Raw genomic sequence first — 13,830 nt, 5'->3', positions numbered from 1 at the left:
AAGCTCCGATTCTGGGAAGGTGCTTGACAAGTCGCCTCGCCCGAAACAGTTCCGCAAATCGTCGCGACTACGCCGGCCCGTTCTCGTCGGGCGCCGTCGATGAACGAATCTTCAGCCTGGAACTAATTGGTAACGATCTCACGCACGCGCGCCAGCAGATCGCCGTGATCGAACGGCTTGGTGATCAGCTCGATGCCGGCCTCGAGGATGCCGTCGGTCATCGCGGCGCTTTCGGCGTAGCCGGTCATCAGCAGCACGCCGATGTCCGGGCGGTCGAGGCGCGCATAGTCGGCGAGCTGGCGTCCGTTCAGGCCGGGAAGCCCGATATCCGACAACAGCAGGTCGATCGTCTCGTCGCCCTGCAGGATCGCCAGTCCGGACGGACCGTCGGCCGCCTCCAGCACGCGATAGCCCTGGTCCCGCAGCATCTCGACGATCACCGCGCGGACCACCACCTCGTCCTCGACCACCAGCACGGTCTCGCCGCGGGCGGCACGCGCGCGCGGCCGCTTCGGCGTATCCTGCCGCTCGCCCGCATCGCCGTGCTCGCGCGGCAGATACAACGTGACCGAGGTGCCTTCGGACCGCGTACTGGCGATGCTCGCATGCCCGTGCGATTGCTGTGCGAAGCCGTAGATCATCGACAGCCCGAGCCCGGTGCCGCGACCGAGAGGCTTGGTCGTGAAGAACGGCTCGAACGCCCGCGCGGCGACCTCGTCGGTCATGCCGCCTCCGGTGTCGGACACCGTGAGGCAGACGTAGTCGCCGGGCAGCAGCGCCGGCATCTCGGCGACATCGAACGTCGCGTTGCGCGTGGTGATCGTCAGCCGGCCGCCGTCCGGCATCGCGTCGCGGGCGTTGATCGCCAGATTGAGCAGCGCGCTTTCGAGCTGGTTGGGATCGCACAGCGTCGGCCACAGATCCGGCGCCGCCGCGATCTCGAGCTCGATCGCCTCGCCGATCGTCCGGCGCAGCAGATCCTCGAGCGAGGCGACGAGCTGATTGGCGTCGACCGGCTTCGGCACCAATGGCTGACGCCTCGCGAACGCGAGCAGCCGGTGGGTGAGTGCGGCTGCACGATTGGCCGAAATCATCGCGGCGTCGATATAGCGGGCGACGTTCTCGGTGCGGCCCTGGTCGAGCCGGGTCCGCATCAGATCGAGCGAGCCGACGATGCCGGTCAAGAGATTGTTGAAGTCGTGGGCGATGCCGCCTGTGAGTTGGCCGACCGCTTCCATCTTCTGCGATTGGCGCAGCGCCTCCTCGGTGACCTTGAGGCGCTCCACCGCCGCCTTGTCGGCGGTGATGTCGCGCGCGACCGCGTAGCATGCGTCGGCGTCCGAGACGCCGGTCCAGGACAGCCAGCGATACGAGCCGTCCCTGGCGCGGATCCGGCTTTCGAAGCGCACCGTTCCGGCACCCGCGCACAGTTCGGCGAGCTGCGCCCGTGTAATGCCGCCGTCGGCCGGATGCTCGATCCATTCCGACGTGTTGTTCAACAGCTCGGCCTCGGTCCAGCCGAGCGTGTTGGTCCAGGCCGGATTGACGGTACGCCAGACGCCGCTGCGGTCGGCGACCAGCAGCAGATCCTGCGACACGTTCCAGATCCGGTCGCGCTCGCGGGTTTTTTCCTCGACGCGTTGCGCCAGCGTGGTGTTGAGCTGCGCGAGCTGGGCGGCGAGCCTGCGCGCCGCCTCCTCGCTGGCCTGCGCCTTCTGCTCGGCCTCGACCTGTTCGGTGACGTCGATATGCGCGCCGACCAGCCGGATCGGCACGCCGTTGTCGTCGCGCTCGATCACCGCACGCACCGAGATCCAGCGCGTCTCGCCGTCGCTCGGACGAATGATCCGATAGCGGGCGACGTAGTTGCGCGCATCGCCGTTCACCGCCTCGACGAATTGCCGTTCGGTCGCCTCGCGATCCTCCGGATGAATCCGCCGGACCCAGTCTTCGTGGGTTTCGGTCGCGGCATCGGGCGGCAAGCCGTGGACCAGGAGATATTCGGGCGAACGCCGGTTGCGGAAGCCGGACCGCAGATCGACCTCGAGCCCGCCGATCCGGCCGATCTGCTGCACGCGCGCCAGCTCGGCCTCGCGTTCGCGCAGCGCCATCGATGCCGACACGTCTCGGGTCACGTCACGGCACACCACCAGCACGCCGCCGACCGAATCGTCCTGATCGATCGGGCTGAAGCCGTAGGTCCAGTAGACCTCCTCGCGGCGACCGTAGCGTGTCACTGGCACCAGATGATTCTCGTGCCACGTCGATCCGCCGCCGCTCATCACCTGCTCGATCTGCGGACCGATGATGTCCCAGATCTCCGCCCAGCACTCGCGGCCGCGCTGCCCGAGCGCGGCGGGATGTCGCTCGGGCCCCATCGTCTGGCGGTAGGCGTCGTTGTAGAACTGGATCAGATCGGGACCCCACCAGATGAACATCGGGTGGTTGCTGTTGAGCAGGATCCGCAGTGCGGTGCGGAGGCTTTGCGGCCATGTCGTCGGCGGCCCGAGCGCCGAATGCGTCCAGTCATGGGCGCGCATCAGAGCGCCCATCTCGCCGCCGCGGGCGAGGAAATCCGGCGTCATCAATCTCTTCAGGTCCAGCATTCAACCCGCGCGGTAGGCGACAGACGATCTGCGGCGAACATCCAATCTAACATCCGCCGTTGCGGGCGCAAACCGGCACGCCCGCGGTCGCCGCGAAAGGCCGCAGCGCCGACCGCTTTCGCCACGAGCGATTACTTCATCAGTCCGGCTGCGGTCAGCGCGCGGGTGATCACCGCATTGACGTCGAAGCCGCGGCGACCGCGCGGCGGCTCCTGACCCGATCGCGCGCCGGCGGCCGCGCGCGGCTTGAAGGTCTCTGCCCGGACGTCCTTGGCGGACATGACGCTGTCCGGTTCGGCTTTCGGCGGCATCACCGACTTCTGGCGGTGAATGCTGCCGGTGAGCCCGAAGAATTCGGCGATGTGGAACGATGACGAAATTCCCGCTTCGAGCAGGTAGGCGCCGGCGACGCCGTAGTGCTCGTCATTGGCGCGTCCGAGCGGGGTGCCGTGCGCCATATCGGTGATGGTGTAGGATTCGACCGTGGTCTCGCCGCTCGAGTTCCACCACACCCGATGCGGAAAGCCGACGACGTCGCGCTTCGCCATCGGCGTTTCCGGCAGACCGTGCAGATCGAGCCATTGCTTCACCAACGCGTCCGCATTGGCGGAACTCACGGTGCGATCGGCGCTGCCGTGCCAAACCGACAGCTTCGGCCATGGCCCCTTGTGCGGCGACGCCTTGCGCACCAGATCGCCGAGCTCGTGCGCGGAACGCGGCGATGGATGCCGCATCTCCTTCAGCGCCTGCCGCACGGTGCCGGCGACTCCATAGGGCAGCCCGGCGATCACCGCACCGCCGGCGAACACATCCGGATAGGTCGCCAGCATCACCGTGGTCATCGCGCCGCCGGCGGACAGCCCGGTAACGAAAATCCGCGCCCGATCGATGTGGTAGGCAGCCGACATTCGCTCGACCATCTGCCAGATCGACGCGACTTCGCCGTGGCCGCGCTTGATGTCGTCCGGCACGAACCAGTTGAAGCAAAGATTGGGGTTATTGTCCCGCTTCTGCTCGGGCATCAGCAGGGCGAAGCCGTAGCGCTGCGCCAGCGTCGACCATCCTGCGCCGACGTCGTAACCGGCCGCATTCTGAGTGCAGCCATGCAGCACGACCACCAGCGGGATGCGCTTCGTCAGCCCTTCGGGGATGAACGACAGCATTCGGAGGTTGCCGGGGTTGTCGCCGAAATGCTCAGTCTCGATCAGCGGGCTGGCAGCCTCGGCCGCCCCGGAGACAGCGTGCAAGCCGCTGAGACTGTTGAATTTTCGCAAATGGGCGAGGAAGTCGATGGGATTTCTGTGAGACACGGTAACTCCTGATCCTCAGCCCGCTGACCAGAATATAATGCTGCGCTGCAGCAAGATAATAGGCAACCCTGAATTCCGTTCCTGCGATCGGATTGCAAAAACCCGCAGCCTGCGTTCCCACCGATCTCCGCAAGGTGACGGCCGTTTGTTTTTGCAGGTATATTCGACCTCGGCGCGGGCAGAACCCGCCGCGGCCCGAGCGGTGTCGGCACTGCTGATTCGCTGCGGCGGCCGTCAGTCGCAGCCGGACCGCCGCTCCAGCGTCTTGATCTCGGCAATCCGCTCGCGGACGTTGGCCGATAGCGGCACATCGCGCTCGTCGTCGTAGGAGCACCCGCGATTGCCGAAATAACCGATCCCACGCCGCGTCTTGAAGCAATAGCCGGCGTCCTTGTAATAGCTGTTGCGCTCCACCCACAGCGCCTGGCAGCTCTGGGCGCTGGCGGACGAGGCGGCGATCCCGGCGCCGGCGATCAGCAGGCAGGCGCCCGCGACCAGACGGGGCCAGCCGGCGAGGCCGGCCCGGCAAGGTGCGGTTCCAACAGATCCCATGGTCGTACCCTCCTCCACCGGCGACCCGCGCGCGGCCGCAGGCAGGCTCCGACGGCCGCGACGGGCGATCCTTGATCAGGAACAAGAATCGGCCAGAGGGCGTAGTGTCGCGCAACGAATGTCGATTTGACAATCGCCCGGAAAACCCCGAGCAGAACCTCGCCCGCCGCGAATGGTGGCGCCCGGTCGCGCCGTCCGCTGACCGGCAGGCCTGGAGCGGAGTGGAAGTTGTCAGACCAGATGTACGACGTCTTCAAGTTCCTCCACGTCGTCGGCGTGGTCGTACTGGTCGGCAACGTCACCATCACCGCGTTCTGGAAGGCGTTCTCCGATCTCACGCGCGATCCGAAGATCGTCGCCCACGCCCAGCGCGGCGTCACCGTGTCGGATTTCATCTTCACCGTGATCGGCATCGTGCTGGTGATGGTCGGCGGCTACGGCGCCGCGATCGTCAAGGATATTCCGCTGTTCTCCTCGTTCTGGCTGGTCTCGGGCCAAATCCTGTTCGCGATCTCCGGAATGATGTGGCTCGGCATCCTGATTCCGATCCAGATCCGGCAGGCGCGGCTCGCCCGCAGCTTTGCGCAGAGCAATGAAATTCCGGAGCAATATTGGCGCGATGCCCGAACCTGGCTGGTGTGGGGCATCATCGCCACCGTGCCGCTGGTGGCGGCGATCTTCGTCATGGTGGTGAAGTTCTGACCCGCGGCCGGGCATTCGGCCGTCCGTCGTAGCGATCGGGAAAGCCGCTGATGTCCGTTGCAGAGATCGCACCGACCGTCGATCGCGAATCGCTCTTGCCCGGCGCCCAGTTCATCGACGCCTATTGCGTTCCGATCGGCAGCAGGGCGCTCGACGCCCGCCAGGCCGCAACCCGCATGATCGAGCATGGACCGGGCTGGATCGACGCGCTGATGCGGCTGCGCAATCTCGTCGTGACGCCGTTCGGGCTGAAGACACCAGCGCCCGGCGGATCGGCCGCGGGCGACCGCATCGGCGTGTTTCCGGTGCTCGATGAGGCGCCTCACCGGGTCGTCGCCGGCTTCGACGATCACCATCTCGATTTCCGCGTCGTGATCGATGTGGAGGACGGCCCGGCCGAACGCCGCGTCATCGCCACGACCCTGGTTCTGACCCACAATTGGCTCGGCCGAATCTATCTGGCGACCATCATGCCGTTCCACCGCCTGGTGGTGCGCGCGATGCTGCACCAGCTCGAGCGCTGAGGGCCGGAACGGAACTTCGGGTGAAGGCAACCGTTGGCGATGGTGGACGGCGAAATCAATCAGACCGGCGGACCCTCCGCCCCCGACGAGAAGACGGCCGCGCTGGCGCGCGCCTTCGACAGCGCGTGGGAGCGGTTCATCGGGATCGAGGGCTCCCGGGCCGATACCGAAGCCAACCGCAAGCAACTGGCGGCCAGGATCGTGGCCTTGTCACGCGCCGGCGAGACCAACGAGGCCACGCTGGCGCAATCCGCGCTGATTCATCTCTGCGTGCTGGCCGAGGCGTCGCGGCTCGGCAACCAGTCGCCCACGGCTTCCGGCAGTGGCGGTCCCGGCGCCAGCGGCGATCCGCAGCAGACCCATGCGCAGGCGTTCAGCCCGCAGACGGTCGCCGCGATGTCGGCCGCGCTCGAGCAATGCGTCGAGACGCTGCCGCTGCAGACGCCGTCGAGCGCGCTGCAGTTTCTGTCCGCCAACATTCTCGAACAGGCCTCGCGCGGCGAACAGGACCCCGAGCGCCTCAGCCGCAACGCGCTGGAAGCCTTGCGCAATCGCTGATCGGGTTCAGGAGACCGGCGGCGTGTCGGCGACGACCGCGCCGGGGCGGGCCCATTCCGTCACCCGCATCTCCAGATCACGGAAATTCTGGCTGAGCTGCTCCATCGCAAAACCGAGCGCGAAGAACCGCTCCGCCTGCTCGCCGGAGAGATCGCGCGTCAGCCCGTCGTGGCGCACGGTCCCGACTTCGGCCGCATAGGCGTCGAGCGCCGCAATCACCGCGCGCAGCGGCGGCGGCGGGCCGCGGTCGCGCAACGCCGAGGCGCTCGCGGCCAGATGCAGCGTCGCGGCGGCACGGAATGCATCCAGCGACGGGCCGAGCCGGTCCTGCAAGGCCCGCGGCAGTGGGGCTGCGACGGCGCGGCCGACCATCACCAGATCGTGGCGCAGCCGCAGCAGCGTGCGGATCAGCGGCGCGATATCCGGCCCGCTCGACAGTCCGGTGGCCCGCTCGTGCTCGGCCTCGTCGCCGATTTCGTTGAGCGTCACCAGCGAGGCGCCGATGCCGTCCTGAAGCCGGTGCAGCGCATCGTTGTCGAGGCCGCGGGTGAGGCCGGCGAGCAATTCGCCGAGCGCCACCGCCATCAGGTCGAGCGCCCGCGCCGCCGCGGCAAGCGCCTGCGACTGCGCCCGCGACGGCAGCACCAGAAACGAGACCAGCAGCCCGGACAGCGAGCCGACCGCGACTTCCAGCACCCGGTCGATCGCCGAATCCAGCGGCGCCACCGGCGTCATGGTCGGCACCAGCAGCACGATGATCGCCGTGACGGTGGCGACGTTGAGGTTCGGCTTGACCGCCGCCAGCAGCGCCAGAGGAGCCACCGCCAGCGCCAGCACGCCGAGCAGCGCCAGCTCGCTGTGATGCGGCACCAGAATGGTGATCGCCCCGCCATAGATCGCGCCGCCGATGGTGCCCACCAGATAGTCGAACGCGATCCTGACCGAGCGGCCGACGCTGAGCTGGGTGACGATGATCGCGGTCAGCACCGCCCATAGCGGCAACCGCAGATGCAGCGCCTGCGCGGCCGCGAGCGCCAGCAGCGCGCCGAGCGTGACGCGGAGCGCCAGCCCCCATTGCGGCCGGCGCGGCCGCCAATGCGCGGGATATCGTGACCAGAACGGCTTCATGGCGTGCGTCGTGCGAAATTTCCAAGGATCGGTCCAATGAGCATAGCAGTGCGTGCAGTGCAAATCAGGCCGTCCGCAGCCCCGCTTTGCAGTCGGGCGGCTTGAACGATGCCGGCGCCCCGCCTAATTTGCGGCGCAAAATGAAGGGAGCCATCATGGCCAACGAAACCGCCACGCTCGCAGGCTATGTCGCCGCGCTGCAATTCGACGACATTCCGCAGGACGTGCTGGCGCGGGCCAAGGTGCTGACCCTCGATTTCCTCGGCAGCGCGATCCGCGCCCGCCGCGAGGCCGAATCGACGCCGGCGCTGCTGGCGATGCTGCGGGCATTGTCGCTGGACGGCGACGGAGCGGCGACCGTGTTCGGCGACGGCAAGCGCTGGACCCCGGCGGTGGCGGCGCTGCTCAACGGCGCGCTCGGCCATTCGCTGGATTTCGACGATACCCACGCCGATTCCTCGCTGCATCCGTCGGCGCCGGTGGTGCCCGCCGCCTTCGCGGTCGGCGAACTGGTCGGCGCCTCGGGCCGCGACGTGCTGACCGCGATCGTCGCCGGCTATGAAGTGTGCTGCCGGCTCGGCAATGCGCTCGACCCGACCTCGCATTACGCCCGCGGCTTTCACCCCACCGCCACCGCCGGCACCTACGGGGCCGCCGCCGCTGCGGCGAAACTGTTCGGCCTTTCCGAACAGCAGATCGTCTCGGCGTTCGGCGTCTCCGGCAGTCAGGCGGCGGGCTCGCTGCAATTCCTCGTCAACGGCGCCTGGAACAAGCGCTATCAGGTCGGGGCTGCGGCGATGAACGGCGTCATCGCCGCGACGCTGGCGAAGAACGATTTCATCGGCGCGACCGAATCGGTCGAAGGCATCCACGGTCTGCTGGTCGGCTACACCGACACGCCGCATCATGACAAAGCCGTCGCCGATCTCGGCCGCGTCTACGAGACCATGAAGATCGGCGTGAAGCCGTATCCGAGCTGCCGCTACACCCACGCCGCGATCGATGCGCTGATCGCGATGCGGCGCGAGCACAATCTGACGCCGGACCAGGTCAAGCGCGTCGAAATCGGCCTGCATCGCAACGGCATCACGCTGACCGGCGATGCCGCCACCAAGCGGCATCCGTCGTCGATCGTCGGCGGCCAGTTCTCGATGTTCTTCACCGGCGCGCTGGCGCTCGAGCAGGGCAGCTTCGGCTGGGACGACTACAAGCGGCTCGGCGATCCGGCGATCGACGCGCTCGCGGACAAATTCGACGTGGTTCAGGACTCCCGGCTCGAAGGCAAGACCCATCCGTTCGGCGCGCGCGTGGCGATCACCACCGACGACGGCGTCCACGAGCGGATCTATGCCGATCCCTCCGGCGAGCCGAATTCGTTTCCGACCGACCAGGCGATGGCGCAGAAATTCCTGCAGCTCGCCCGCCCGGTGCTCGACGGCGGCGCGCAGCCATTCGCCGACGCGATCATGACGCTGGAGCGGTTCGCCCACGTCGCGGAAGCCACCGGATTGGCACGTCGACCCGCCGCATGAGGCGCTGACGTCGTCGCATCGGGGACGTGCGCCAGCGAGCGCGGGGCGCCGATCACGAAGCCGTGGCGAAACCATCGGCGGCGTGAAGCGTCTAGAAGCCGTCGCCTGGAATCTCTATGATTTCGGCTGAGAACGCGTCTTGTTCGCGACATGTCCAATCGGAATCAGGGGGAGAACTGCATGCCGCAAGCGACCGTCGATCGCGCGTCGGAATTTCTCGGCGGTCTGTTCACCAGCCTCACCGAGCGCGGTCGCAGCCTGTTCAAGTCGAGCAGCGACCAGCCCAAGAGCAAGGACGAACTGATCTCGCTGGGCGAGACGCTGCTGTCGCGCCGCGGCGAGGCCACCGGCGTCGCGATGGCGAGCGCATTACTGTCCGGCTACGACGGGGCCACGGAAGAGGATCAAATCGGTTTTCTCGATGCGCTCGCAGAACAATTCGGGCCCGACCTCGCGCAGCTCACGGCAGCGGTCGAAACCTTCCATGTCAGCGGCGCTTCGCCGGATGCCGCCTCGCAACTCCTCAAGGCCGCCGAGCCGCGCCGGCAGGAGCTGATCCGCCGGCTCAACCTCGCGCCGGGCGGCACCGCGTCGCTGGTGCGGATGCGCGAGGCGGTGCTGGCGCATCTGCGCGAGCATCCGCAACTCAAGAATGTCGACGACGATTTCGTGCACCTGTTCACCTCGTGGTTCAACAGGGGCTTTCTGGTGCTGCAACGGATCGACTGGAATACGCCGGCCAACATTCTCGAGAAGATCATCCGCTACGAGCAGGTCCACGCCATCCACAATTGGGACGATCTGCGCGCACGGCTCGCTCCGGCGGACCGGCGCTGCTACGGCTTCTTTCATCCGCAACTCGTCGACGAGCCGCTGATCTTCGTCGAGGTGGCGCTGACGCTGGACCGGCCGGCGGCGATCGCGCCGCTGCTGGATCTCGACCGCGAACCGATCGCCGCGAAGGCCGCCACCACCGCGGTGTTCTATTCGATCTCCAACACCCAGAAGGGCCTCGCCGGGATTTCATTCGGCAATTTCCTGATCAAGCAGGTGGTCGAGGAGATCAAGCGCGAGCTGCCCAACGTGCAGAGCTTCGTCACGCTGTCTCCGGTGCCGGGTTTCGCCAAATGGCTGAAGCAGGAGCGCGCCAACGAGGAGTCGGCACTGCTCGATGCCTCCGCCCGCGCCGAACTCGCGGTGCTGGAGACCCCGGACTGGCAAGAGGATCGCGAGGTCGCCGAACACATCAGGCCGCTGCTGCTGCCGCTCGCCGCCGCGTACTTCCTGCAGGCGAAGAATCCGCGCGGCCAGCCGCTCGATCCGGTGGCGCGGTTCCACCTCGGCAACGGCGCGCGGCTGGAGAGCCTCAATTTCCTCGGCGACCGCTCGCCGAACGGGATGCGGCAATCCCATGGGCTGATGGTGAACTATCTCTATGCGCTCGACGAGATCGAGAACAATCACGAAGCCTTCGTCGAGCGCGGCCAGGTCGCCGCGGCATCGGCGGTGCGCAAGCAGTTGCCGTCGAAGCCGGTGACGAGCGAGCCGCGCAAGGCCAACGGCAAGAGCAACGGCGCGCTGGCGATCGCACCGCCGGCGTGAGGGCCGCGGACTCAGTGATGCGGGCAAACGTCGTAACAAACACCGTCATGCCCGGGCTTGTCCCGGGCATCCACGCCTTGCTTCAGGCGATACGCTGAAGGCGTGGATGGCCGGGACAAGCCCGGCCATGACGGGTACCAAGTTGACCGAGCCGCGCGCCGCGCCGGCTGGAGCGAGAAAGAGGTCCGACATGAGCTGGATGCCCACGATCGATCCGGAGCTCGGCGACCCGAAGACCTGCGACGCGCTCGAACTGATCATCGTGCCGCGCACCCGCGATCTCGGCGACGGCTTCGCGGTGCGCCGCGCGCTGCCGCACGGCAAGCGGCAGATGGTCGGGCCGTTCATTTTCTTCGATCATTTCGGCCCGGTGCAGTTCATCGCCGGCAAGGGCATGGACGTGCGGCCGCATCCGCATATCGGGCTGGCCACCGTCACCTATCTGTTCGACGGCAAGATCATGCATCGCGACAGCGAGGGCAATATTCAGGAAATCGCGCCCGGCGCGATGAACCTGATGACCGCCGGCCGCGGCATCGCGCATTCCGAGCGCACGCCCGACGTGGAGCGCCGCGACGGCCAGTCGATGCTCGGCCTGCAGAGCTGGATCGCGCTGCCTGCGGGATCGGAAGAGATCGCGCCGTCGTTCCAGCACTTCGCCGCGGCGACGCTGCCGACCGCCGAGGACACCGGCTTCACCGCGCGGGTGATCGCCGGATCCGCTTTCGGCAAGACGTCGCCGGTGACGATGGTGTCACCGTGGTTCTACGCCGAGGTCAACGCCCGCGCCGGCACCGCCGTGCCGCTCGATCCCGACCACGAGGAGCGCGCGATCTACCTCGTCGACGGCGAGATCGAGATCGCCGGCGACCGCCACGTTGGTCCGCGGCTGCTGATCTTCCGTCCCGGCGACCGCATCACCGTCCGGATCGTCACCGACACAAGGATGATGTTTCTCGGCGGCGACGCGCTGGAGGGACCGCGCCATATCTGGTGGAATTTCGTCTCGTCGAGCAAAGAGCGCATCGAACAGGCCAAACAGGACTGGAAAACCGGCCGTTTCGCCGCCGTTCCGAACGAGAGCGAGTTCATTCCGCTGCCGGAATGATACACTCCCCGCTTCTGTGTTCCGCGCCGCCGGCCCGCCGGCGGACGCCTGCTGCCTGAAAGACCGCCCATGACCACGATGCTCTCGAGCGACCTGCCGCTGGAAAAGATCGGCCGCGGCAAGGTGCGCGACATCTACGCCGTCGACGCCGACCGGCTGCTGCTGGTCGCCACCGACCGGATCAGCGCCTTCGACGTGGTGATGGCCGAGACCATCCCGATGAAGGGCGCGGTGCTGACCCAGATCAGCGCCTGGTGGTTCGACCAGCTCGGCGGCGTGGTGCCGCACCACATGATCAGCGCCGACACCGCCGAGATCGTCGACGCCGTGCCGGCGCTGCAGGATCATCGCGCGACCCTCGCCGGCCGGACGATGCTGTGTCGCCGCACCACGGTGTTTCCGGTCGAATGCGTCATCCGCGGCTACATCACCGGCTCGGCCTGGAAGGAATACGTTGCCTCCGGCACGCTGGCCGGCGAGGCGCTGCCCGAAGGCCTGCAGGAAAGCGAGCAGCTTCCCTCGCCGATCTTCTCGCCGGCCACCAAGGCCGAGACCGGCCATGACGAGAACATCACCATCGCGCGGATGCGCGAGATCGTCGGCGACGAAGACGCCTACACGCTCGAGAGCATGACGCGGGCGGTCTACACCCAGGGCGAGGCCATCGCCCGCGAGCAGGGCATCATCATCGCCGACACCAAATTCGAATTCGGCCGCGACGCCAATGGCCGCATCATCCTGATCGACGAGGTGATGACGCCGGATTCGTCGCGGTTCTGGGCCGCCGACGCCTATCAGCCCGGCCGGCCGCAGCCCTCTTTCGACAAGCAGCCGCTGCGCGACTATCTCGACGCCGAGCGCCGCGCCGGCCGCTGGAACGGCGAAGCGCCGCCGCCGAAACTGCCCGACGAGGTGGTCGACGCCACTTCGAAGCGCTATCTCGACGCCTACCGCCGGTTGACGGGGACTGATCTGGTGGTGAAGTAACAGCTTCGGTCATCCCGGGGCGCGCGAAGCGCGAGCCCGGGATCCATACCCCCTGGCGTCGCGGCCAGGCACGACGGCTCGACACAAGTGCATCACCATCAGCACTGGGAATATGGATTCCGGGCCTGCGCCCTGCGGGCCCATCCCGGAATGACAACCGAGGGGGCTGCCTTTTACAATGATCAACGCTGGCTGCCGAGCCGCAGCTGATATCCGCCCCTGACCTCGCAAGACGATGGAGTTTCCGATGCCCCAGAACACGGTACTGATCGAGCGCGACGGCCCGGTGACCATCGTGACGATCAACCGTCCCGAGCGCCGCAACGCCGTCGACGGCGCCACCGCGCGAAAACTCTACGACGCTTTTCTCGCTTTCGACGCCGACGACGCCTCGTCGGTCGCGGTGTTCACCGGGAGCGGCGGCACTTTCTGCGCCGGCGCCGACCTCAAGGCCGTGGCGGCGGGCGACATCGAGAAGAAGCGCGAGATCGCCGGGCACAACAGCATCGCCCCGATGGGGCCGAGCCGGCTCCGGCTGGGAAAGCCGGTCATCGCCGCGATCGAAGGCTATGCGGTCGCCGGCGGACTCGAACTGGCGCTGTGGGCCGACATGCGGGTCGCCGCCGAGGATGCGACTTTCGGGGTGTTCTGCCGCCGTTTCGGCGTGCCGCTGATCGATCTCGGCACCATCCGGCTGCCGCGGCTGATCGGCCATTCGCAGGCGATGGACATGATCCTCACCGGCCGCCCGGTCTCCGGCATCGAGGCGCAGCGGATGGGCCTCGCCAACCGCTTGGTCCACCGCGGCGAGGCGGCGCTGCAGGCGATCATGCTCGCCAAGGAGATCGCGCAATTCCCGCAGACCTGTATGCGCGCCGACCGGCTGTCGGCGCTGCAGCAATGGGACCTCGCCGAAGAAGACGCCATCATGAACGAAATGCGCGGCGGCCTGAAGGTGATCGCCTCCGGCGAAACCCTGTCCGGCGCCGAACGTTTCACCCAGGGCGAAGGCCGGCACGGCAAGTTCTGAGCGGGCGAAGTCATCGAAGCCGCCTCGCCACGCTCACCCCGTCATCCTGAGGTGCGCGCCCTTGCGCGCCTCGAAGGATGAGCCGCGGGCACCGCGCTTGACGCCGCATCCTTCGAGGCATGCCCAAACGGGCATGCACCTCAGGATGACGATTCAATCCGTGTAGCAGCGCAGTCTACGGAGCAGCTGCG

Annotated in this window: 12 protein-coding genes; 8 read left to right on the top strand and 4 right to left on the bottom strand. The window is 67.3% G+C overall.

Going from position 1 to position 13,830, the window contains the following annotated elements:
- Nucleotides 1-122: 122 nt before the first annotated feature.
- From SR870_RS20600 to SR870_RS20590, 3 genes are all read right to left on the bottom strand, one after another.
- Nucleotides 123-2,606 carry a PAS domain-containing protein gene (locus tag SR870_RS20600; protein WP_322515363.1) on the bottom strand — a complete coding sequence of 828 codons (2,484 nt, stop codon included), beginning with the start codon at nt 2,604-2,606 and terminating at the stop codon, nt 123-125.
- Between the two features lie 131 nt (nt 2,607-2,737).
- Nucleotides 2,738-3,916 (bottom strand): PHB depolymerase family esterase, encoded by a 1,179-nt coding sequence (locus SR870_RS20595; RefSeq protein ID WP_322515362.1) that lies wholly within the window; start codon nt 3,914-3,916, stop codon nt 2,738-2,740.
- Nucleotides 3,917-4,150: 234 nt separating this feature from the next.
- Nucleotides 4,151-4,468, bottom strand: a complete 318-nt coding sequence (locus SR870_RS20590; RefSeq protein WP_322515361.1) for a YARHG domain-containing protein — start codon at nt 4,466-4,468, stop codon at nt 4,151-4,153.
- Between the two features lie 240 nt (nt 4,469-4,708).
- On the opposite strand from SR870_RS20590, the gene SR870_RS20585 reads away from it, so the two are divergent.
- From SR870_RS20585 to SR870_RS20575, 3 genes are read left to right on the top strand one after another with little or no spacing between them, the layout of a single operon-like run.
- Nucleotides 4,709-5,170, top strand: a complete 462-nt coding sequence (locus tag SR870_RS20585) for a DUF2269 family protein (protein ID WP_322518331.1) — start codon at nt 4,709-4,711, stop codon at nt 5,168-5,170.
- 50 nt (nt 5,171-5,220) lie between these two features.
- Complete coding sequence (locus SR870_RS20580; protein WP_322515360.1) at nt 5,221-5,694, top strand: DUF2867 domain-containing protein; 474 nt, start codon at nt 5,221-5,223, stop codon at nt 5,692-5,694.
- A gap of 39 nt (nt 5,695-5,733) precedes the next feature.
- A complete protein-coding gene (locus tag SR870_RS20575) occupies nt 5,734-6,252 on the top strand; it encodes a hypothetical protein (protein ID WP_322515359.1) in 519 nt (172 codons plus the stop codon).
- A 6-nt stretch (nt 6,253-6,258) separates the two neighbouring features.
- Here SR870_RS20575 and SR870_RS20570 read toward each other — a convergent pair whose 3' ends face one another.
- Nucleotides 6,259-7,380 carry an FUSC family protein gene (locus SR870_RS20570; protein WP_322515358.1) on the bottom strand — a complete coding sequence of 374 codons (1,122 nt, stop codon included), beginning with the start codon at nt 7,378-7,380 and terminating at the stop codon, nt 6,259-6,261.
- Nucleotides 7,381-7,535: 155 nt separating this feature from the next.
- On the opposite strand from SR870_RS20570, the gene SR870_RS20565 reads away from it, so the two are divergent.
- The 5 genes from SR870_RS20565 to SR870_RS20545 all read left to right on the top strand — a co-directional run bounded on the left by SR870_RS20565 (nt 7,536) and on the right by SR870_RS20545 (nt 13,639).
- Nucleotides 7,536-8,912 (top strand): MmgE/PrpD family protein, encoded by a 1,377-nt coding sequence (locus SR870_RS20565; protein ID WP_322515357.1) that lies wholly within the window; start codon nt 7,536-7,538, stop codon nt 8,910-8,912.
- A 180-nt stretch (nt 8,913-9,092) separates the two neighbouring features.
- A complete protein-coding gene (locus tag SR870_RS20560; RefSeq protein WP_322515356.1) occupies nt 9,093-10,514 on the top strand; it encodes a malonyl-CoA decarboxylase in 1,422 nt (473 codons plus the stop codon).
- A gap of 190 nt (nt 10,515-10,704) precedes the next feature.
- Nucleotides 10,705-11,622 carry a pirin family protein gene (locus tag SR870_RS20555; RefSeq protein WP_322515355.1) on the top strand — a complete coding sequence of 306 codons (918 nt, stop codon included), beginning with the start codon at nt 10,705-10,707 and terminating at the stop codon, nt 11,620-11,622.
- 69 nt (nt 11,623-11,691) lie between these two features.
- Nucleotides 11,692-12,609, top strand: a complete 918-nt coding sequence (locus SR870_RS20550) for a phosphoribosylaminoimidazolesuccinocarboxamide synthase (RefSeq protein ID WP_322515354.1) — start codon at nt 11,692-11,694, stop codon at nt 12,607-12,609.
- A gap of 247 nt (nt 12,610-12,856) precedes the next feature.
- Nucleotides 12,857-13,639: a crotonase/enoyl-CoA hydratase family protein gene (locus tag SR870_RS20545; protein WP_322515353.1), complete on the top strand. Its 783-nt coding sequence runs from the start codon at nt 12,857-12,859 to the stop codon at nt 13,637-13,639.
- Nucleotides 13,640-13,830 lie beyond the last annotated feature (191 nt).

The organism is Rhodopseudomonas palustris, assembly GCF_034479375.1.
Lineage (GTDB): Bacteria > Pseudomonadota > Alphaproteobacteria > Rhizobiales > Xanthobacteraceae > Rhodopseudomonas > Rhodopseudomonas palustris_M.
Note: the sequence above shows the minus strand (reverse complement) of the source record. Positions and strands in the feature narration are given on the sequence as shown.

Bases quoted from the DNA above. Each gene is read 5' to 3' on its own strand.
- SR870_RS20600 (WP_322515363.1), bottom strand. From the start codon at position 2,606: ATGCTGGACCTGAAGAGATTGATGACGCCGGATTTCCTCGCCCGCGGC.
- SR870_RS20590 (WP_322515361.1), bottom strand. From the start codon at position 4,468: ATGGGATCTGTTGGAACCGCACCTTGCCGGGCCGGCCTCGCCGGCTGG.
- SR870_RS20585 (WP_322518331.1), top strand. From the start codon at position 4,709: ATGTACGACGTCTTCAAGTTCCTCCACGTCGTCGGCGTGGTCGTACTG.
- SR870_RS20580 (WP_322515360.1), top strand. From the start codon at position 5,221: ATGTCCGTTGCAGAGATCGCACCGACCGTCGATCGCGAATCGCTCTTG.
- SR870_RS20575 (WP_322515359.1), top strand. From the start codon at position 5,734: ATGGTGGACGGCGAAATCAATCAGACCGGCGGACCCTCCGCCCCCGAC.
- SR870_RS20570 (WP_322515358.1), bottom strand. From the start codon at position 7,380: ATGAAGCCGTTCTGGTCACGATATCCCGCGCATTGGCGGCCGCGCCGG.
- SR870_RS20565 (WP_322515357.1), top strand. From the start codon at position 7,536: ATGGCCAACGAAACCGCCACGCTCGCAGGCTATGTCGCCGCGCTGCAA.
- SR870_RS20560 (WP_322515356.1), top strand. From the start codon at position 9,093: ATGCCGCAAGCGACCGTCGATCGCGCGTCGGAATTTCTCGGCGGTCTG.
- SR870_RS20555 (WP_322515355.1), top strand. From the start codon at position 10,705: ATGAGCTGGATGCCCACGATCGATCCGGAGCTCGGCGACCCGAAGACC.
- SR870_RS20550 (WP_322515354.1), top strand. From the start codon at position 11,692: ATGACCACGATGCTCTCGAGCGACCTGCCGCTGGAAAAGATCGGCCGC.
- SR870_RS20545 (WP_322515353.1), top strand. From the start codon at position 12,857: ATGCCCCAGAACACGGTACTGATCGAGCGCGACGGCCCGGTGACCATC.